General features: G+C 65.1%; 20 protein-coding genes and 1 tRNA gene. 11 read left to right on the top strand and 10 right to left on the bottom strand.

Features of this window, described 5'->3' with window-relative positions:
• Positions 1-5: 5 nt before the first annotated feature.
• A complete protein-coding gene (pdhA, locus tag ACJYUO_RS08480) occupies positions 6-2,162 on the bottom strand; it encodes a pyruvate dehydrogenase (acetyl-transferring) E1 component subunit alpha (RefSeq protein WP_494344957.1) in 2,157 nt (718 codons plus the stop codon).
• A 163-nt stretch (positions 2,163-2,325) separates the two neighbouring features.
• Complete coding sequence (locus tag ACJYUO_RS08485; protein ID WP_494344958.1) at positions 2,326-2,916, bottom strand: 50S ribosomal protein L15e; 591 nt, start codon at positions 2,914-2,916, stop codon at positions 2,326-2,328.
• A 340-nt stretch (positions 2,917-3,256) separates the two neighbouring features.
• Here ACJYUO_RS08485 and ACJYUO_RS08490 point away from each other — a divergent pair, with 340 nt between their 5' ends.
• Entirely contained in the window at positions 3,257-3,955 is a 699-nt protein-coding gene (locus tag ACJYUO_RS08490; protein ID WP_494344959.1) for a YqjF family protein, read from the top strand.
• 240 nt (positions 3,956-4,195) lie between these two features.
• Here the strand turns inward: ACJYUO_RS08490 and ACJYUO_RS08495 are convergent, their stop codons facing one another.
• Positions 4,196-5,104 carry a serine/threonine-protein kinase RIO2 gene (locus tag ACJYUO_RS08495; protein ID WP_494344960.1) on the bottom strand — a complete coding sequence of 303 codons (909 nt, stop codon included), beginning with the start codon at positions 5,102-5,104 and terminating at the stop codon, positions 4,196-4,198.
• Positions 5,105-5,332: 228 nt separating this feature from the next.
• On the opposite strand from ACJYUO_RS08495, the gene ACJYUO_RS08500 reads away from it, so the two are divergent.
• The 3 genes from ACJYUO_RS08500 (at position 5,333) to ACJYUO_RS08510 (ending at position 8,019) form a co-directional block, all read left to right on the top strand.
• A complete protein-coding gene (locus ACJYUO_RS08500; protein ID WP_494344961.1) occupies positions 5,333-6,169 on the top strand; it encodes a lipoate--protein ligase family protein in 837 nt (278 codons plus the stop codon).
• A 125-nt stretch (positions 6,170-6,294) separates the two neighbouring features.
• Complete coding sequence (locus tag ACJYUO_RS08505; RefSeq protein WP_494344962.1) at positions 6,295-7,164, top strand: deoxyribonuclease IV; 870 nt, start codon at positions 6,295-6,297, stop codon at positions 7,162-7,164.
• Positions 7,165-7,224: 60 nt separating this feature from the next.
• Entirely contained in the window at positions 7,225-8,019 is a 795-nt protein-coding gene (locus ACJYUO_RS08510) for a class I SAM-dependent methyltransferase (protein WP_494344963.1), read from the top strand.
• A gap of 32 nt (positions 8,020-8,051) precedes the next feature.
• Here the strand turns inward: ACJYUO_RS08510 and ACJYUO_RS08515 are convergent, their stop codons facing one another.
• Positions 8,052-8,300: a PRC-barrel domain-containing protein gene (locus tag ACJYUO_RS08515; RefSeq protein WP_494344964.1), complete on the bottom strand. Its 249-nt coding sequence runs from the start codon at positions 8,298-8,300 to the stop codon at positions 8,052-8,054.
• A gap of 111 nt (positions 8,301-8,411) precedes the next feature.
• Here ACJYUO_RS08515 and ACJYUO_RS08520 point away from each other — a divergent pair, with 111 nt between their 5' ends.
• The 3 genes from ACJYUO_RS08520 (at position 8,412) to ACJYUO_RS08530 (ending at position 11,254) form a co-directional block, all read left to right on the top strand.
• Entirely contained in the window at positions 8,412-9,389 is a 978-nt protein-coding gene (locus ACJYUO_RS08520) for an ABC transporter ATP-binding protein (RefSeq protein ID WP_494344965.1), read from the top strand.
• Positions 9,382-10,170, top strand: a complete 789-nt coding sequence (locus tag ACJYUO_RS08525) for an ABC transporter permease (RefSeq protein ID WP_494344966.1) — start codon at positions 9,382-9,384, stop codon at positions 10,168-10,170. The genes ACJYUO_RS08520 and ACJYUO_RS08525 overlap by 8 nt, the downstream gene beginning before the upstream one ends.
• Before the next feature lie 82 nt (positions 10,171-10,252).
• Positions 10,253-11,254 (top strand): arsenic resistance protein, encoded by a 1,002-nt coding sequence (locus ACJYUO_RS08530; protein WP_494344967.1) that lies wholly within the window; start codon positions 10,253-10,255, stop codon positions 11,252-11,254.
• Between the two features lie 7 nt (positions 11,255-11,261).
• On the opposite strand, the gene ACJYUO_RS08535 is transcribed toward ACJYUO_RS08530, so the two are convergent.
• The gene (locus ACJYUO_RS08535) at positions 11,262-11,927 is read right to left on the bottom strand and encodes a helix-turn-helix domain-containing protein (RefSeq protein WP_494344968.1); all 666 of its coding nucleotides are present in this window, start codon (positions 11,925-11,927) and stop codon (positions 11,262-11,264) included.
• A 136-nt stretch (positions 11,928-12,063) separates the two neighbouring features.
• On the opposite strand from ACJYUO_RS08535, the gene ACJYUO_RS08540 reads away from it, so the two are divergent.
• On the top strand, positions 12,064-12,432 hold the full coding sequence (locus ACJYUO_RS08540) for a DUF7344 domain-containing protein (protein ID WP_494344969.1): 369 nt from the start codon (positions 12,064-12,066) through the stop codon (positions 12,430-12,432).
• 21 nt (positions 12,433-12,453) lie between these two features.
• On the opposite strand, the gene ACJYUO_RS08545 is transcribed toward ACJYUO_RS08540, so the two are convergent.
• Positions 12,454-13,152, bottom strand: a complete 699-nt coding sequence (locus ACJYUO_RS08545; RefSeq protein WP_494344970.1) for a DUF7095 family protein — start codon at positions 13,150-13,152, stop codon at positions 12,454-12,456.
• A gap of 117 nt (positions 13,153-13,269) precedes the next feature.
• On the opposite strand from ACJYUO_RS08545, the gene ACJYUO_RS08550 reads away from it, so the two are divergent.
• Positions 13,270-13,986, top strand: coding sequence for an alpha/beta fold hydrolase (locus ACJYUO_RS08550; RefSeq protein ID WP_494344971.1), 717 nt, complete (start codon positions 13,270-13,272; stop codon positions 13,984-13,986).
• A 70-nt stretch (positions 13,987-14,056) separates the two neighbouring features.
• Positions 14,057-15,016, top strand: a complete 960-nt coding sequence (gene ncsA / locus ACJYUO_RS08555; protein ID WP_494344972.1) for a tRNA 2-thiolation protein NcsA — start codon at positions 14,057-14,059, stop codon at positions 15,014-15,016.
• A 6-nt stretch (positions 15,017-15,022) separates the two neighbouring features.
• Here ncsA and ACJYUO_RS08560 read toward each other — a convergent pair whose 3' ends face one another.
• The 4 genes from ACJYUO_RS08560 to ACJYUO_RS08575 all read right to left on the bottom strand — a co-directional run bounded on the left by ACJYUO_RS08560 (position 15,023) and on the right by ACJYUO_RS08575 (position 17,858).
• Positions 15,023-15,373: a hypothetical protein gene (locus ACJYUO_RS08560; protein WP_494344973.1), complete on the bottom strand. Its 351-nt coding sequence runs from the start codon at positions 15,371-15,373 to the stop codon at positions 15,023-15,025.
• 290 nt (positions 15,374-15,663) lie between these two features.
• Positions 15,664-16,851: a cell division protein FtsZ gene (gene ftsZ, locus ACJYUO_RS08565; RefSeq protein ID WP_494344974.1), complete on the bottom strand. Its 1,188-nt coding sequence runs from the start codon at positions 16,849-16,851 to the stop codon at positions 15,664-15,666.
• A 2-nt stretch (positions 16,852-16,853) separates the two neighbouring features.
• Positions 16,854-17,033, bottom strand: coding sequence for a transcriptional regulator CdrS (gene cdrS, locus ACJYUO_RS08570; protein WP_006430872.1), 180 nt, complete (start codon positions 17,031-17,033; stop codon positions 16,854-16,856).
• Between the two features lie 195 nt (positions 17,034-17,228).
• Positions 17,229-17,858, bottom strand: a complete 630-nt coding sequence (locus ACJYUO_RS08575) for a double zinc ribbon domain-containing protein (RefSeq protein WP_494344975.1) — start codon at positions 17,856-17,858, stop codon at positions 17,229-17,231.
• A 128-nt stretch (positions 17,859-17,986) separates the two neighbouring features.
• Here ACJYUO_RS08575 and ACJYUO_RS08580 point away from each other — a divergent pair.
• Positions 17,987-18,060 (top strand) — tRNA-Tyr (locus tag ACJYUO_RS08580).
• The last annotated feature ends 225 nt before the right edge of the window (positions 18,061-18,285 follow it).

Raw genomic sequence — 18,285 nt, forward strand, 5'->3', positions numbered from 1 at the left:
GGGAGCTACGCGGCGAGCACTCGCTCGATCGCCGCCCGGATCCGGTTCCGGTCGGGCCGATAGGCATCCTCGCGGGCCGGGAGGGGAACGGGCACGTCGTACCCGGTCACCCGCTCGATCGGAGCCTCGAGATACCAGACCGCCTCGTCCGAGATTCGAGCCGCGATCTCGCCACCGAACCCGCCAGTGCGTGGAGCCTCGTGAACGACGACACAGCGGCCGGTCTTCCGGACCGACTCGAGGACGGTCTCGGTGTCCATCGGGCTGATCGTCCGCAGGTCGACCACCTCGATATCGGCGGCGAGGTCGTCGACCGCGTCCTCGACTTCGGGAACCATCGCACCCCACGCGACGACGGTGGCGTCGGTCCCCGAGTCGACCACGCGCGCCTCGCCCAGCGGGACGACCGTCTCCTCAGGAACCGGCCGCCGGGCCGCCCGATAGAGCACCATCGGTTCGAGGAAGAGGACCGGATCGGGGCTCCGCACGGCCGATCGGAGCAGCCCGGCCGCGTCCTGAGCCGTCGAGGGAATCGCGACCTTCAGGCCGGGGATGTGGGCGTAGCCCGCCTCGTAGCTCTCAGAGTGGTGCTCGAGGGCCGAGACGCCGAGGCCGTAGGGCGCGCGGATCACCATCGGGCAGGTGATTTCGCCGCGCGAGCGAGCACGCATCCGCGAGAGGTGCTGATGGATCTGGTCGAACGCCTGAAAGGTGAACCCGGCGAACTGGATCTCGGCGACCGGCCGGTAGCCCGCCGCCGAGAGGCCGACGCCGAGGCCGACGATGCCCGCTTCCGCGACCGGCGCGTCGTGGACCCGTCCCGGGAAGGCGTCGATGAGCCCCTGTGTCGCACGGAAGACGCCGCCGTCGACGCCGACGTCCTGCCCGTAGACGAGCACGTCGTCGTCCCGCTCGAGTTCGGCGTGTAGGGTCTCCCGGATCGCCTCGACCATGTTCAGTCGCTCGGCGTTCTCGAGGTCCGCGTCGATGTCGTCGTCGGCGCTGCTGGAGCCGTTCGCGTCGCCAGCACCCACGTCCGCCGTCGAGGACCCGCCATCGCTGCGCTGGCTCTCCGTCGCGGGTGCGACCGTATACCCCTCGTCCGCAAGGAACGCCTCGCGCTGGCGCTCGAGATAGGGCGGCCGCTCCGCGTACGTAGTATCGAACATATCGACCGGGTCGGCGTTCGTTTCCGTCTCCCGGGCCCGCTCGAGGGCCGCCTCGAGGTCGGTTTCGATCTCGGACTCGATCGTGTCGACCGTTTCGTCGTCGACCACGCCGCGCTCGCGGAGGTAGCGCTCGAACCGCAAGATCGGGTCAAGCGGCTCCCACTCCTCCTCTTCCTCGGTGGTCCGATAGACGGAGGGATCGTCCGCGGTAGTGTGCATCTCCCGTCGGTACGTGGTCGCCTCGATCAGCGTCGGGACACCGCGGCGAGCGCGCTCTCTGGCCTCCTTCGTCACCGCGTAGACGCCGAGAATATCGTTGCCGTCGACCTGAATCGGCTCGATGCCCGCGGCGACGGCCTTCTGGGCGAGCGTCGCCGCCCGGGTCTGTTTCTCGAGCGGCGTCGAGATCGCGTACTGGTTGTTCTGGCAGAAAAAGACCGTCTGGGCCTCGTAGACCCCCGCCAGATTCATCGCCTCGTAAACCTCCCCCTCGCTGGTCGCCCCGTCGCCGAAGTAGGTGAGCGCGACCGAATCGGTGTCGTTCATCGCCTCCGCCCAGCCGATCCCCGCGGCGTGGAGCGGCTGGGTTCCGACGGCGATCGACGGCGGCATGATCGGCACGTTCGCGGGCGGCTCGCCGCCCTCCTCGAGGCCCATCGCGTACTCGATGATCGCCTGCGCGGAGCCGCCGCGAGCCAGCGCCGATGGATGCTCGCGGAACGCGGGCACCGTCCAGTCGGTCTCGGAAAGGGCCGCGGTGCTACCGACCTGTGCGGCCTCCTGTCCGGTTGCTGGCGCGAACGTTCCCAGCTCCCCCCGCCGCTGGAGGGCGATTATCCGCCGATCGAGTCGCCGCGACCGCTTCATCGTCCGATACCACTCGAGCAGCCGCTCGTCGTCGATATCGGGCTCGAGCGACTCGTCGACGCGGCCGTCTTCCTCGAGTATCTCGACGCGGTCGACCGAGAACGTGGCGACCTCGGAGCGTGGCATACGGACGGTACGACGCTCGCACACTTAGTGCCCGCCTCGGCTATGGCGCGTCGGGCTCGGGTCGACATCGGCCGCGGCGCTTCAGTAACTCGCGGTGCAGTCGCTCTGACTCGAGTCGGCCCGCAGAAAAATCGGCGTGAAAACCGGTCGCGGTGTGCCTGCGTTACTTCGCGCGGCCTTGGCCGCCGTTGTTGGACGGTCGGACCTTCTCCGCGCCCTTGCCGCGGTTGTTCAGACCGCGGTTTGCCTTGCCGGCGTTGGTGAGACCGCGGAACGCGCGGTTCGTGTGGTCGTCGTCGCAGATCCAGCTGAGATCGTCGTCGTTCTCGATCGCGGGGTGGTTCGGGTCGACGAGGATCGCTTCGAACCACTTCTGCGAGCCGTCTTCACCGACCCAGTAACTGTTGAGCACCCGCATGTTGGGGTACTTTCGGGAGACGCGCTCCTCACCGATGCGCTGGATGTTCTTGCGCCGCCCGATGCGGTTGACACCCTGGCGCTTCGAGCGTCGACCGGCTTTGTGTCGCTGCTTCCGGGCGGTCCCTTTCCGGACCGAGACCCGGGTCACGATGATGCCCTGTTTGGCCTTGTAGCCGAGTTCGCGTGCCTTGTCGAGACGCGTCGGGCGATCGATTCGCTCGATCGCACCCTGATCGCGCCACTCCTGTTTGCGCTGCCACTGCAGTTCCCCGAGCTTGCCGTCGTCGGGGTCCTTCCATGCGTCCTTGATGTGGGAATAGAAGCTTTCTGCCATTGTATTCACCCGCGGGCGTTGCGTGGTTCAATCCCGACCGGGGCGCGTGCCCCGCGGATCACATCCCGACCTGTGGCGGCGGTGCCGTACAGGTGCCCGCTGATGCCCGCGCGAACCAGCGAGTCTACTCATCCTTCCCAACTCTCGAGTATAAGGGCTTCGAACTCGCTGAGACGACGTGCTAGCGCTTCTCGATGACGTTCCTTGACAGGGGCCGATAGGGGCAGGGGCATCTTTGTCATCCGAGTCCGTCAGCCGACGATCGGCCGCTGTGAGATCACTCGAGCGACCGATACCGCGGAACGGAAACCGGTATCAGTCAAGTGAACAATAAGACCGTATGGTACTCCCGCTGGAAATGGGGTGGCGGAACCTCCTGTTCGAAAACTGGCCGGTCGATGCGGACCTGCTCGAGGCACACCTTCCCGACCGGCTCGCCGTCGACGAACACGACGGCTCCGGGTGGCTCTCGGTCGTTCCCTTTACCAACGTCGCCGTTCGCCCGCGAGGGGTTCCCGCGCGGCTGGGCATACCGTTGCCCGAACTCAATCTCCGGACGTACGTCACCTGCGACGGCGAGCCGGGGGTCTACTTCTTCAGCCTCGATGCGGCGGGGGTGGCGAGCGTGATCGGTGCCCGGTGCTTCCAGCATCTTCCGTACTACTACGCGCGGATTTCGCTCGCCCGCACCGACGACGGCCGCGTGGACTTCTCGAGTCGGCGACGCCACCCCGGCGCGCGACCTGCGGCCTACGACGCCACGTACGGCCCTGCGGGGGAACCGTTCACGGCGACGGACGACCCGCTGGCTCGGTTCCTCCTCGAGCGGTACCGATTCTACACCGAGGCACCCGACGGCTCGCTGCGATACACCGAGGTCGACCACGAGCCGTGGACGCTCTACCCGGCGACCGCCGACGTCGAAACGAACACGCTGTTTACCGCAAACGGATTTCGACTGCCCGACGCGGATCCAATCCGCTACTACAGCCCGGGCGTGGACGTCGTCGCCGGACGGAGCAAGCGCTGGAAGCGCTGACGAGAGACGGAGCCTTTCCTGTGTCGTGGTGGGTCAGTTCTCGAGCATACAGCTCATCCACTCATTTGATATCGCGTTATTTGATTTATACCGACCCAAACCGCGCGTTGACCGAATCAGCAACCGAGTCGCAAGCGCGTCGCTCTCGATCGATCGCAAGCGGTACTCGAGCCGAGAAACCGAGAAACAGAGCGAGCCGAAGCCCCTCGAGCGAGAGCTACCGAATTCGATTCCGAGTTGCTACAGGTGGGCCTCGATCGACTCGAAAGACTCGTCCTCGATGGTGTCGGCAATATCGTCGCTCGCGAGGTCGTCGGGGACGTGCTGGGGATACTTTCGGCGGAAGTAGCCGACGATGTTCGTCAGATCGCGCCGCAGGAACTCCGCTGCGTTCTCGTGGTCCGTCGGCACGGCCTGGGGCCAGTCGAAGACTTTGACGCCGTCCTCGTTGACGAAAACGTTGTACTCGCTCATGTCGGCGTGGACGTACCCGTTCGCGTACGCGCGCGCCATTTCGCTCAGTAGCAACTCGAGGACGCCGAGTACCTGCTCGTCCTCGAGCCGGGTTTGGGAGAGTTCGACGCCGTCCATCTTCTCCATGACGATGGCGTGGCGGTTCTGGCCGATCGGTTGGGGGACCGCCACATCCGGGTAAAGTTCCTCCAAGATCTCGTGTTCGCGCTCGGCGGCCTTTCGGGCGGTGTACATCCACGAAACGTGGTCGTTGTCCGAGGTGTAATCTCGCTCCTTGTGGACTTTCCGGAAGTTCGTATACCCCTCGCGGTGGTACTTCAGCGCGAGCGGTTTGTACGACTTGACCTCGTAGACGTCGCTTTCTTTGCCGACGCCAAGCGGCGAGCCGAACTCAGAGATCGTATCCTGTTCGACGAGCGCTCGCAACGCGAGGACGTCATAGCCCTCGAACTGCAGCGTATAGCCCTCGTACTGGATCGTCTTCTTCTCGACTAACCCGCGCTTGAGACAGCGCTCGAGCCGATAGTCGACTTCCTCCTCGGTCAGATTGGCGAACTTCGGGAGCTTCTCCCGCTGGACCCACTCGGAGAAGCGCATCCCCTGTTCGACCCCCGAGAGGAGATAGAAGTCCTCGTCCTCGAGTTCCGGGAGCAACCCGGCGACGTTTCGCACCATAGGAGGGGGTAGCCGGCGTGTACGTAAAAACGGCGTGACGAGCGCCGGCACTGGTGGTGTCGGTGCCGTTCGGACGACCGAAGTCCGGATTTGAGACCGTCTCATCGGTATCGATCTCGGCTCGAGTCGCGTTCCACGCGCCGTTTGGCCAGTCATAAATTAATTAGTGCTATACGAAACGTCCGTGCTGTCGGAATCACTTTCCACCTCGTCCGCGTGGCGTCTCGTATGACGGCACTGGCCGATCGAGACTGGCGGCTAATCCGGGATGAACCCCGCAACGGAGCGACGCAGATGGCGCTCGAGGAGATCGCGGCGCGGACGGCCCTCGAGAACGGGATTCGAACGGTTCGTACTTACTCGTGGGAGCCGAGCACGCTCTCGCTGGGGTACCGACAGGATGCCGAGACAGTCGACTGGGACTTTTGCGAGCGGGAGGGGATCGACGTTACCCGACGACAGACCGGCGGCGGCGGGATCTACCATGACCGGGTCGCCGACGTCTCCTATACGATCGTGGCTCCCGCCGACGAGGTCCCGGGGAACCTGATGGACTGTTACGAACTGTTCTGCGAGCCGATCCTCGAGGCCTTCGACCGAATGGGCGTCGACGCCGCTTTCGCGTCGGCCGAACAGGACGCCATCTACCAGCCCTCGTGCTATCTACGGGACATCAATCCAGCTCACGACATCGTCGCGCCGGCGGAGACGGGAGCGGACGCGAAGAAGATCAGCGGCAACGCCCAGTACCGCCAGCGCGACGTGGTCATCCAGCACGGATCGATCAGTTACGCTCTCGAGCCCCGGGCACACGTCGGGGTTTTCGATACTGAACTCGCGGAGTCGACCTTCACTGACCGGGTGACGAGCATCCGTGACGAGGCGGGGATCGACCGCGACGATGCGGTCGAGACGATCGGGAATTCGTTGCGGGACTGGTGTGACGCCGAGGAATCCACGTGGCAGGACAGTGAACTCGAGGCCGCGCGGGACCTCGCCGCCCGGAAGTTCGGATCCGACGGGTGGGTTCGGGACCGGGAGGAACTCGAGGTCGGGGAAGGGTGACCGCCGCGATCGGCGGGCCGTTCTCCGGTGCGCGCTCGAGGCTCTCGGCGGCGTCAATTCCGGCGACTCGGGGCGCGTCGGCTCGCTCCGAAGTACCTATCACGAACCGGTACTGACGAGTGGCCATGAAGGTCGGTGCACACGTTTCGATCTCCGGTTCGCGCGTCTCGTCCGACGAGAAAACTCCGCCGTACGACGACCTGCGCAACGCGGTCCACCGCCAGCTCGCCTTCGGCGGCAACTGCGGCCAGATCTTTACGACCTCGCCGCAGGTCTGGCAACAGCCCGAAATCGGCGACGAGGCCGCCGCGGGCTTCCGGGCGGAGTCCGACGAGGAACTCGAGGGGCCGTGGGTCATCCATTCGTCGTATCTCGTCAATCTCTGTACGCCGAAAGACGACCTCCGCCGGAAGTCCATGGAGAGCATGCAGGCGGAACTCGACGCCGCCGACCGCCTCGGGATTCCGTACGTCAACGTCCACCTCGGGGCCCACACCGGCGCGGGCGTCGAAGGCGGCCTCGACAACGCCGCGAGCGTCATCGACGACCTCGAGGTGCCCGAGGACGTGACGATCCTTATCGAGTCCGACGCGGGCAGCGGGACGAAACTCGGGGGCGAATTCGCACACCTCGCGGGGATCATCGACCGCACCGAGACAGACATCGGCATCTGTATCGACACCGCGCACACGCTCGTCGCGGGCAACGACCTCACGACGCCCGAGGCCGTCGACGAGACCGTCGGCCGCTTCGACGACGAGGTCGGACTGGAGTACCTCGAGTACATCCACCTCAACGACTCGAAACACGACGTGGGAACCCACAAGGACGAACACGCCCACATCGGCGAGGGTTACATCGGCGAGGACGGCATGAAGGCGATCGTGAACCACCCCGATTTGCGGGACCTGCCCTTCGCCCTCGAGACGCCGACCGAGGACGGCCGCGGCTTCGCGTGGAACATCGAGACGGTCCGAGAACTGCGGGACGAGTAACCCGTCTCGAGCGCTCGCGAAACCGACCCGTTTTTACTCGACATCGCCGTAGGACGGCCCGTGCGCGAGTTCTCCGAATCCTATCTCAGCCGGACCCGCGAGGGGATGTGGGCCGATTCCCGGGCGGCCCTCGAACCGCTCGGTCTCGATTCTCGCGACCGGATTCTCGACGTGGGCTGTGGCACCGGCGAACTGAGCCGCGTCCTCGAGGCGGAATCGCCGGGCGAGGTGATCGGTTGTGACGCCGACACCGACCTGCTCGCGACCGCGAGCGAGCACGTGCCGGTCGTCGCCGGCGACGCCGTTCGGCTGCCGTTTCCGGACGACGCGTTCGATCTCGTTGTCTGTCAGGCTTTGCTGATCAATTTGCCCGAACCCGCAGCGGCGCTGGCCGAGTTCGCCCGCGTCTCGCGTGACCTCGTCGCCGCCGTCGAACCCGACAACGCCGCCGTCGAGGTCGACTCGAGCGTCGACGCTGAAAGCGACCTCGAACGCCGGGCACGGCGAGCCTACCTCGACGGCGTGGGGACGGACGTGTCGCTCGGAGCCGACGCCCGCGAGGCGTTCGAGACGGCGGGACTCGAGGTGTGCGATACGCGCCGGTACGACCACGCTCGGACGGTCGAGCCGCCCTATGGCGAGCCGGCGCTGGTCGCGGCCCGCCGGAAGGCGACCGGGGCGGGGTTGGCCGACGACCGCGAGACGATGCTCTCGGGGGCGTTGACCGAGACGGAGTACGACGACCTCCGCGGGTCGTGGCGAGAGATGGGGCGGACCGTCATCGATCAGATGGAAGCGGGGGAGTACCGCCGCGAGGAAGCGGTTCCGTTCTTCGTAACCGTCGGGCGGGTGTGACGGCAACGGGTACGATCACCCGCGGACCGCGCTCACTCGGCAGATTGAACGACGATCTGATCGTTTACGGTTTCGACGCGGCTGACGGGAATCTCGAGCCGGCCATCGTCGTCGGCTCGAGCGGGGTCAGCCGCCGAAGTCTGCCCGCGAGCGTCGACGACGAGATCACAGAGTGCGCCGGATTCGAGATCCATCGTGATGGTAGAGAGCGTGCCGAAGTCAGTGCCGTCGATTCCGACGACGGGCTTTCCGCCGAGAGTTCGTGCCAGTATCTCGCTCATACGTCCCCGGGCCACGTCCGATACTAAATGAGTTTGGTCATGCGGGCTGTCAGGAGGCCTCTCTACCCGTCGGACCGCCACAGCAATGGTGTCACGCCGCCAATAGCACGTATGGCTGCGATCGAACTCGAGGGGCTCACCAAAGACTACGGGGAGGTACTCGCTAACGACGGCGTCACGTTCGACGTCGAGCGCGGCGAGATATTCGGCTACCTCGGCCCGAACGGCGCGGGCAAGACGACGACGATCAGAACGTTGCTCGGGTTCATCTCGCCGACCGCCGGCTCGGCGCGGTTGCTGGGCCGCGACGTGACCGACGAGGAACAACTGCTCGAGGCCAAGCGTCAAATCGGCTACCTTCCGGACAGCCCGGCGTTCGACGAGACGGCGACCGGGCAGGAAATCCTCGACCTGCACGGCTCGATCAAGGGCGACGAGCGAAGCGCCGCACTGCTCGAGCTGTTCGCCCCACCACTGGACCGCGAAATACGGGCCTACTCGCGGGGGAACGTCCAGAAATTGGGGCTCGTGACGACGTTCATGCACGATCCCGAGCTGGTGATCCTCGACGAGCCCACCAGCGGACTGGACCCGTTACTCCAGCAGCGGTTTACGGAGTTTCTCCGGGCCGAACGGGAGCGCGGACTGACGGTGTTTTTCTCCTCGCACATCCTGAGCGAGGTCCGAAAGCTGTGCGATCGGGTCGGCATCATCCGAAACGGCCGGCTGGTCACGGTCGAACCGGTCGAATCGCTGCTGGACAGGAGCGGCAAACTCGTCCGGTTACACGCCGCGGAGTCGATCCCGGTGCAGTCCCTCGAGATCGACGGCGTCCACGACCTCGAGACCGACACCGAGAGCGTCTCGAGCGGCGGGACCGAGTACGTGTTCACGTACACCGGCGACGTCAACGCACTGCTCGAGGCGCTTCGGTCCTACCGGCTGCTCGATCTCTCGATCGAGGAAGCGCCGCTCGAGGACGTTTTCATGCGGTTCTACGGCGGTGACGGTGCGGATAGGCCGAGCGGAAGCGACCGCGTGGCCGCCGGTGTCACCGCGACGGACGACGGGGGTGACGACGATGTTTGAACTGACGCGGTACGACGGCCGGCATCGGGTTCGGGGCAGCCTCTATCTCTCGATTGGACTCTCACTGCTGGCCGCGATGGTCATCTGGGTCTATCCCTCGTTCGAGGCCGAGGTCGATCTGGAGCAACTGCTGGCCGCCTATCCCGAGCCGATTTTGCAGGTGATGGGCGTCCAGACGATGGCCAGTCTTGGCGGGTTCCTCTCGTTCGAACTCTACACGTTCGGGTGGGTCATCTTATTGGGGCTGTATCTGGCCTACGCCACGGCGGGGACGATCGCCGACGACGTCGACCGCGGACGGATGGACGTGCTGCTGGCGATGCCGATCTCCCGAAGGCGGCTGGTCGGCGAGCGATTCGCCGCGATGGCGGTCCCGATCGTCGGCGCGAACGTCCTGCCGCTGGTCGTCGTCTACGTCGGCGCGCGACTGATCGACCACCCCCTCGCCGCGACGGACGTACTCGCGGTCCATCTCCTCTCGATCCCCTACCTCTTTGCCTGTGCGGGGATCGGCCTGCTCGCGTCGGTCGTCTTCGACCGCGCGGCGATCGCCCAGCGGGTCGCGCTCGGCGTCACGTTCGCGCTCTTTCTCTCCGAGTCGCTCCTGACCGGTACCGACGCCGAACCCGTCGGCGCGATCGCGCCGATGCGGTACTACGATCCGAACGAAATCCTGCTCGAGGGGAGCTACGACCTCGTCGGCGCGGGGATCCTCGTCGCGATGACCGTCGTCCTCCTGATCGCGGCCCAACTCTGGTTCCGCCGGAGCGACATTCCCTGATCGCCGTCCCGATTCTCAGCCAATCTCCGGTAGGTACTGAGAGACCGCGCCTGATTTACGCGCTTCGCACCAACGTCCGGTAATGCGTTCCAAAGAGTGGGTCCAGCGCCACCAGATCGCCGTTTACGCGGTCTCGGTCCTGCTCGCCGTCGGCGTCGGTCTGGCGCGGCCGGCGGCCGCGCCGGTCTTCGAGCGGCTCATCACCCCCGTTCTGGCGGTGCTCCTGTACGTGACCTTCCTCGAGATTCCGTTCGGTCGGTTCCGTGCGGCGTTTACGAACGGCCGGTTCATTGCCGGTGCGCTCGGGGTGAACTTCCTCGTCGTCCCGACCGTCGTCTACGGGCTCACCCGGTTCCTCCCGCAGGAGCCGGTTCTCCTCGTCGGCGCGTTCATGGTATTGCTGACGCCCTGTATCGACTACGTCATCCCGTTTACCGACCTCGCCGACGGGGACGCCGAACAGCTCACCGCCGCGACGCCAGCGCTCTTCGTCCTCCAGTTGCTCCTGCTGCCGGGCTACCTCTGGCTGTTCATGGGGAGTCGGATCGCCGCCTCCGTCGATCCGGAACCGTTCCTCGAGGCATTCCTGCTGCTCATCGCGCTGCCGCTGACGCTCGCGTGGCTCACCGAACTGGGGGCGACGCGGTCGGCGACCGGACGCCGGTGGCAGGCGACGATGGGGTGGCTCCCCGTCCCGATGATGGGCGCGACCCTGCTGGTCGTGATCGCCTCGCAACTGCCTCGCGTGCAGGACTCGATCGGACAGATCGCGGCTGTCGTCCCGGTCTACGTCGCGTTTCTGGTCGTCATGCCTTTAGTGGGTCGCGTCGTGGCCGGCCTTCTCCGATTGAATACCGGTGAGAGCCGCGCGCTCGTCTTTACGTCAGTGACGCGGAACTCGCTGGTCGTGCTCCCGCTGGCGCTGGCGCTCCCGGCGGGCTACGAGCTGGCACCGGCAGTCGTCGTCACGCAGACGCTCGTCGAACTGACCGGAATGGTCGTCCTCACGCGAGTCGTCCCCGCGTGGCTGGTCCCGCACGCTCCGCAGCCGATCTCGGCCCCCGGTATCGCCGAGAACGAGTGACCGTGTGCTACGACTGGTCGGCGGGATAGACCGTGCTCTCGATGAGCGTTTTCACGCCGCGGCGAAACCGTTCGGAAGTTGCGTTCGGCGAGATCTCGAGCCGGTCGCCGAGTTCCGCGAGCGAGCACGACCGCGGAATGTCGAGGTAGCCGGCGTCGACGGCGGCGACGAGCGCTTCGCGTTGGTACTCCGTCACGCCGAACTCCGAGCGCGTCCCCGGCTCGTCGTCGCTCCGTCCTTTCTCGTACAGCTTCCGCAGTTCGACCTCCAGATCGTGGTCCCTGAAGAAGGCGTAAAACCGCTCGAGCGCCTCGTCGTCCGGAAAGGCGACGCGAAAGCGCCACCCCTCGATTGTCGCGGTCACGTCCTGTAAGACGCCGCCTTCTTCGACCACGAGCGGGTAGACGCTCGCTCGGTGCCCCTCCGTCGTCAACTCGAGTTGGTAGAGACGGCGATCGCCGAACTCGACCACGCGGACGGGATCGGTGACGGTCGGATCGGCCTCGAGGCCGGCGTCGAACGCCGCGAACTCGTCGCCGTCGACCCAGACGAGCATTTGGTGGTCGCCGTCTTCGGTCAGATCGGACTGCTCCCACGTGACCGTCACATTCGGCGCGCGAGACAGCGTTTCGCGGAGAATAGGATACTCAATCAGCAACGTAGCGAGTAGCATAGTGGCGAATACCGTCGGTAGGCTTCGGCGTGGTTTCTCGGTTTCGGCTCCGACGGACACAGCGGGCCAGTGACGGATAAAGGCCGTGAATACTTCCGCCCCGGACCTTTCCGACCGATCCGTGCATTGAATAGTAATGGCCGACCGGCACGCGGATAGGGGCGGGGGCGAAGAGCGACAGTCAATCGACCTGTGGTTTGCCGCGTTGAGCGACCCGCGTCGGCGCTCGCTCTGTCGATACGCGATGCGGACGGACGGCGACCGCGTCGCACACGAGGAACTCGTCGACCACGTCGTCACACGAGCGCCGGAGACGGATTCGACCGGGCCCGATCGGGAACGCGTCGAGACGGAACTGCGCCACGTCCACCTGCCGAAACTGGACGACGCCGGGATGGTCGACTACGACCGACAGAGCGGCGTCGTCCACATCGACCGCGAGACGACCGCGGAGCGCCTCGAGCGCGTTCGTGCGACGGTCGCCGATCTACAGGACTGCGGATGAACCGGTGAGCCGGTCGCCCGTTCAGACGACGTCGCCACGAACCGTCACGCCGTCCTGGCGCTCGCGCCACGAGTGGAGTTCTCGGGCCGCCGCGTCGGCTTCGTCGTCGTCCATGCCGAGCATCTCGAGGGCGGCCGACAGCGTCGGCAGCGCCAGTTCGCTCTCCCGGAGCTTTCGGAACGCGTCGTCGCTTCTGGTGCCGTCGGCCCACAGACAGACCCCGCGCGGATCGAGCAACTGGGTGTAGTCCTCGCGGAGTTGCGCGCCGCGCAGTCGCTGTGTGACGTTGTCCTCGAAGGAGGCGTTACAGACCTCGAGATGGATCGGTTCGTCGTCTCCGAGGAGGTGTGCGGCGAGACACTGCTCGGGCGCGGCGTGGCCGTTCGCGTTGGCGCGCAGATAGTCCGGGTGTTCCCGGGCCCAGTCGGCCCGCACGGATTTCCCGACGCCCTCGATGCCGTGGGACTCGCGGAACCGGGCGTTCGGGTCCCGTGTGTCTGACTCGGTTCCGTCGGCGCTCGCGGCCGCCGGGTCGCTGTCGTCGCGCATCAGTACGTCCTTGGTCACGTAGATGTCCAGTCGCTCGACGGGGTCGAGGCCGAGCGCGATATCGCCGAGAGCCCAGACTTCGCGGACGGGCACCGGCATCCTGTCGTCCGCGACGGTGTCGACGAATCGCTCGAGACGATCGACCGCGTCACTGCGGTCAAATCCGGTCATGGGTCGCTCTTGGGCGTCGACGCGCAAAGCCGTTTCTCAGTGCCGGCCCGAAAGCAGAGTCTCGAGCGGGTTGTCGAGAGATCAGGTTTTTTACCCGTTCCCGGTGAACGCAAGCCTATGCGACATCGGATCTTCAACGAGGACGGCGACGCGGAACTCGTCTTCGTCATGGGCTGGGGTAACCGCTGGACCCACGAGAACGTCAGCTGGCTCATCGGGCAGTTGACCGAGGCCGGCTACCGGGTCCACGCCTTCGAGCTCCCCACGAACATCGACGATTTCAAAGCCGACTGGCTCGAGCCGGTCGCCGAGTACGTCCGCGACCTCGAGGGCTACCAGTTGCTTGGCCACAGCGCGGGCGCACTCGTCGCACAGGCTCTCGACGGCGCGGACAACCACGTCTACCTGAGTCCGTGGTGGGGGTACGGCGAGGGATTCCCGGAGTCGGTGTTAGAAGCGGTATCGAAGCTCCCAACGACGTTCCCGTGTCTGCCGATCGACATCGATCGGGAGGCCCTGGGCGAGAGAGCGACCGATCACCAGATCGAGACGACTCCCTCGTGGGTCTCGCCGGCTTTCGTCCGGGAAACCCGCCGCGCACAAGAGGAACTGCTGACGATCGACCACGACGCCGTCGTCTTCTGTTCACTTCGCGATCCCGTCGTGAGTCTCCGCCCGATCGGCGAGCGGGTCCCCGCCGAACACGTCGTGCTCTACAACGGCGGCCACGAACTGTTCTCCTCCCGCGGTCGCGAGCGGTACGTCGACCTCCTGCTCGCTGCGCTCGAGGAGGGAGCCGACACCGTCGAAGAGCGCTCGGCGGTACCGGCCTGAGTCAGCCCCGATCCGTTGTCGTCTCCGCCAGACGAAACCGTGATTGGCGGCGACCGACAACGGACCGCTAATGGACTGTAACCGCTGCGACCAGGAGGCGGTCATGCACGCCGCCTACTCCGGGGCACACCTTTGTGAGGACCATTTCCGCGAGTCGGTCGAGAAGCGGGTGCGCCGCCGGGTCCGACGGGACGACCTCGTCCCCCACGACGCGACCCCCGAGAACCCCCAGACGTGGGTGATCGGACTCTCCGGCGGGAAAGACAGCGTCGTCCTCACGCAGGTCCTCCACGACACGTTCGCCGACGACCCCCGCATCGAACTCGTCGGGCTGACCATCCACGAAGGGATCGAGGGCTACCGCGACAAATCCGTCGAGGCCTGCGTCGAGCTCAGCGAAGACCTCGACATTCGTCACGAACTCGTCAGTTACGAAGACGAGTTCGGCGTCCGGATGGACGACGTGGTCGAAGACGATCCCGAAAACATGGCTCCCTGTGCCTACTGTGGCGTCTTTCGCCGAGACCTCCTCTCGGAGTACGCCGACGAACTCGAGGCCGATCTCTTGCTTACGGGCCACAACTTAGACGACGAGGCCCAGACCGCGCTGATGAACATCCTCGAGGGCGACGTCGAACAGATGGCCAAACACTTCGACGCCAGCCTCGGCTCGCTGTCGGACCGCGAAGAGCAAGACGAATTCGTTCCGCGCGCGAAGCCGCTGCGAGACGTCCCAGAAAAAGAGATCGCGCTGTACGCCCACATCAACGACCTCCCGGCACATATCACCGAGTGTCCCCACGCGAGCGAGGCCTACCGCGGCGAGATCCAGCAACTCCTCTACGACCTCGAGGAGAACCACCCCGGTACTCGCCACTCGATCCTCTCGGGCTACGAGGAACTGGCCGACATCGCGGCCGAGAAGTACGCCGGCGACGACGGTGCCGACCTCCAGGAGTGCGTCGAGTGTGGGTCGACGACCACGCGAGAGGTCTGTCGGAAGTGCTCGCTGCTCGAGTCGCTGGCCTGAGCGGCGTCACGATAGCGCCGCGTCGCAGTGTTTGCACGCCGCTCGATCCGGATCGTTCGGCGCACCGCAGGCGGCACAGTTCGTCGTCCCGGTCGTCTGACGAGTATCTCTCGAGTCGGCAGCGTTTTCAGTGTCTCTCTCGAGTTCGATCGTCGCGCCGCAGTCGGGACAGTACCCGGTCTCGGTGTGCGTTTGGCTGGTCTCCCTCACTTGCTTTCGATGGACCTGTATGACGCCGACCGCGAGCAACGTTCCGAACACCAGCCAGCCGATCGGTCCCATCGCGATGAACCCCAGCAACAGCAGACACACGCCGACGAGAAGCGCGACGGCCTTCACGGCGATTTCGAGCGACATACTGTCACCTCAATGGATAGTTCGATGAAACTCTTTTCCTCGAACGGGTTCGGTGTGTCCGACACAAATCTGGTCGTACGATTGTATACGGCTGTAAACGACCGTCTCAGACGTAGCGCCGCCGCCCAGTCAGACCGGTAGACTGGCAGTCGCTCGAGACGGACAGCACGCTATGGCGAACGAGAGGTCTCGAGAGAACTGGACTGTGAGACAACGCGACCGACGAAACCGAGCGGGCACGAAAGGTGGTGTGTCAGTGGTGTCCGTGCCGCGGTCGGTCCGATCGCCGATTATCGGATGACGTCGACGCCGTTCTGTTGTTCGACTTCCTCGCGGCCGCCGTCGCTCTGTGCGCCGAAGCCGGAGCCCGCCTTCTCGACGTTCTTGCTCGCGTCGAAGTCGGCCTCGCTCACGCCCTCGATGCTCTGGCGGGACTTATCGGCCTGCTTCTGGGTCGTCGGGCCGAGCACCTGCGCGCTCTGGACGCCGGTCATGATCGCCATGACCCGCACCTTGCCCTTGTAGTTCTCCTGGATCCGCGCGCCCCAGATGACGTTCGCCGAGGCCTCGAGGCGCTCGGTGATGTTGTCGGCGATGCCCTCGGCCTCTTTGAGCGTGAGGTCGGGGCCGCCGGTGATGTGGACGAGTCCGCCGCTCGCGCCGCGGTAGTCGACGTCCAGCAGCGGGTGGTTCATCGCGTCCTTGACGACCTCGTCGGTCTTGTTCTTGTCTTGGGTCTCGCCGACGAGCATCACCGCGACGCCGCCTTGGTTCATGATCGTGGACATGTCCGCGTAGTCCAGATTGATCAGGGACGGTTGGGTGATCGTCTCCGAGATTCCCTTGACGGTCTCGGCGATGATCTGATCCATCACCGAGAACGCCTTCCCGATCGGCAGGTTCGGGACGTAATCGAGCAGTCGGTTGTTGTCCAACACGATGATGGAGTCGGCCTGCTCGCGCAGTTTCTCGAGGCCTTCCTCGGCTTTCACTGTGCGGGCGCGCTCGACGTTAAACGGCGTCGAGACCATCCCGACGACGATCGCACCCTGCTCTTTGGCGATCTTCGAGACGACGGGGGCGGCACCCGTGCCGGTACCACCGCCCATCCCTGCGGTCACGAAGACGAGGTCCGCGTCGCCGAGAACCTCCTTGATCGTGCCTTGGGCCATCTCGGTCGCGCGCTCGCCCATCGACGGGTCGCCGCCAGCGCCGAGCCCGTTCGTGAGCGACTTGCCGACCAAGATCTTCGTGTCGGCCTCGATCATCTTGAGGTGTTGCTTGTCGGTGTTAATCGCGACGGTGTCGGCACCGTCGACGCCGATATTGTACAGCCGGTTGATGGTGTTGTTTCCGGCACCGCCACAGCCGACGATGACGATTCGAGGCTCCCCGAACTCGTCGTCGTCCATCGAGGCGTCCATCTCCCGGGCCTCTTCCTCCGCGTTCTCTAAGGCGTCTTGAACGATATCCTGCATCGTTACACCTTGGCCCAGTTGCGTTTGCCGGACTGTTCGCTGGGTCCGTCACCTTGTTCGTTGATCATCTCGCGGACGGCCGACCGGATCGCCTCGCTCCGGTTCGGGAACTCGCCCGAATCGACCAATTGCTCTACCTCTTCGATCTGCTGTTTCGGGATTCGCAGTGTCACACGCTCCATGGTTGTATTCCCCGTTGGGTAAGACGGTGGCGCGCCCCTGTCAGACGCGGCGTGTCTTACGTGGTAACCGCCCGACATCGGGCGATTTCCCGTCTTGTCGACGGGTGTAAGACAATCCGTCTTACGCGAATAATTGGATGTCCGGCTTGAATAATAAAACTTTCGGCGAGGGTGACTTTCCGCGTCTTACACTAGTCAGTACTGGTGAGTATCCGACTCGAGGACATCCGCCGCGGGCGTCCGACGGCCACAGCCCGGACAGAACGACCAGTCCGATCGAACCTCGTCGCCACACTCACAGAACAACCGCTGCGAAGCCTTTTCGCCGCAGTTCGGACAGTAGACGTGATCGCCGTCGAGATGGTCGCCACACTGATTGCAGGTCACGTCTGCCCCGTCGGAGTGCGTGTCCGACTGTGCCTGCGTCCGACTCGGTTGGTGCGTCCCGTCGGTCGTCTCACGTGTGCGGTCGCGTTCGATCTGCACTGCCTCGTCGGACGCGGTCGTCGCTCCCTCGAGTGCAATCGAGATGGAAATCTCCTGTGGATCGGACTGGTTTGAATCACGCGCACGTGTGTTGGCGCTCTCGAGGCCGAGTTCGCGCAACCGCGTCGCGAGTCGCTCGTCGACCCGTTCGCGAACCAGTTCGTCGATAGCACCCTCCCCGTCACGTCCCGTCTCCGAGCGCCCGTCACCGCTCCGTGCCGACCCGTCGCCCTCGAGATACGAGCGCAGCGCCTCGCGCATCGCTTCGCTCTTGGAGGCCTCGAGTCCCTCGAGTTGCTCGACGAGGTCGTCGTCGGCGCGGAACGTGATCTTGCTCATAGGCGAGTTGCTCCCCTGTTATCACGCCACCCATATCAATCATGCTGCCGTTCGTGGCTCCTGACACGCCCGCGCCCGCTCCGAATAATAACCCTTATGTGCACTACGGCGGCTACGTTTGAGTGCGCCCGCCCTTAGCTCAGACTGGTAGAGCAGTCGACTGTAGATCGACTTGCCCCCCGTTCAAATCGGGGAGGGCGGATTTCTCCTGCGAACAACGTGAGCAGTGAGAAATCTATTCTGAGCCGATTTGAACACGTCAGTCGCAGCGCGCGAATGGAGTGAGCGCGACCGTCTGGCATCTGTTCAAAATCGGGGAGGGGCGGACTCTCTTTCCCGTCGAAGTACAGCAGACACCGAACAGCTCGCCGTCTTGCGATTTTACCCCACTCGAGACGGCCGCAAATTCTGAGTGGAACAAGGATCT

Source organism: Natrinema sp. CRL1 (genome assembly GCF_059162405.1).

Excerpts from the sequence above, each read along its gene's own strand:
- pdhA (WP_494344957.1), bottom strand. The coding sequence starts at position 2,162 with ATGCCACGCTCCGAGGTCGCCACGTTCTCGGTCGACCGCGTCGAGATA.
- ACJYUO_RS08485 (WP_494344958.1), bottom strand. The coding sequence starts at position 2,916 with ATGGCAGAAAGCTTCTATTCCCACATCAAGGACGCATGGAAGGACCCC.
- ACJYUO_RS08490 (WP_494344959.1), top strand. The coding sequence starts at position 3,257 with ATGGTACTCCCGCTGGAAATGGGGTGGCGGAACCTCCTGTTCGAAAAC.
- ACJYUO_RS08495 (WP_494344960.1), bottom strand. The coding sequence starts at position 5,104 with ATGGTGCGAAACGTCGCCGGGTTGCTCCCGGAACTCGAGGACGAGGAC.
- ACJYUO_RS08500 (WP_494344961.1), top strand. The coding sequence starts at position 5,333 with ATGACGGCACTGGCCGATCGAGACTGGCGGCTAATCCGGGATGAACCC.
- ACJYUO_RS08505 (WP_494344962.1), top strand. The coding sequence starts at position 6,295 with ATGAAGGTCGGTGCACACGTTTCGATCTCCGGTTCGCGCGTCTCGTCC.
- ACJYUO_RS08515 (WP_494344964.1), bottom strand. The coding sequence starts at position 8,300 with ATGAGCGAGATACTGGCACGAACTCTCGGCGGAAAGCCCGTCGTCGGA.
- ACJYUO_RS08520 (WP_494344965.1), top strand. The coding sequence starts at position 8,412 with ATGGCTGCGATCGAACTCGAGGGGCTCACCAAAGACTACGGGGAGGTA.
- ACJYUO_RS08525 (WP_494344966.1), top strand. The coding sequence starts at position 9,382 with ATGTTTGAACTGACGCGGTACGACGGCCGGCATCGGGTTCGGGGCAGC.
- ACJYUO_RS08530 (WP_494344967.1), top strand. The coding sequence starts at position 10,253 with ATGCGTTCCAAAGAGTGGGTCCAGCGCCACCAGATCGCCGTTTACGCG.
- ACJYUO_RS08535 (WP_494344968.1), bottom strand. The coding sequence starts at position 11,927 with ATGCTACTCGCTACGTTGCTGATTGAGTATCCTATTCTCCGCGAAACG.
- ACJYUO_RS08540 (WP_494344969.1), top strand. The coding sequence starts at position 12,064 with ATGGCCGACCGGCACGCGGATAGGGGCGGGGGCGAAGAGCGACAGTCA.
- ACJYUO_RS08545 (WP_494344970.1), bottom strand. The coding sequence starts at position 13,152 with ATGACCGGATTTGACCGCAGTGACGCGGTCGATCGTCTCGAGCGATTC.
- ACJYUO_RS08550 (WP_494344971.1), top strand. The coding sequence starts at position 13,270 with ATGCGACATCGGATCTTCAACGAGGACGGCGACGCGGAACTCGTCTTC.
- ncsA (WP_494344972.1), top strand. The coding sequence starts at position 14,057 with ATGGACTGTAACCGCTGCGACCAGGAGGCGGTCATGCACGCCGCCTAC.
- ACJYUO_RS08560 (WP_494344973.1), bottom strand. The coding sequence starts at position 15,373 with ATGTCGCTCGAAATCGCCGTGAAGGCCGTCGCGCTTCTCGTCGGCGTG.
- ftsZ (WP_494344974.1), bottom strand. The coding sequence starts at position 16,851 with ATGCAGGATATCGTTCAAGACGCCTTAGAGAACGCGGAGGAAGAGGCC.
- cdrS (WP_006430872.1), bottom strand. The coding sequence starts at position 17,033 with ATGGAGCGTGTGACACTGCGAATCCCGAAACAGCAGATCGAAGAGGTA.
- ACJYUO_RS08575 (WP_494344975.1), bottom strand. The coding sequence starts at position 17,858 with ATGAGCAAGATCACGTTCCGCGCCGACGACGACCTCGTCGAGCAACTC.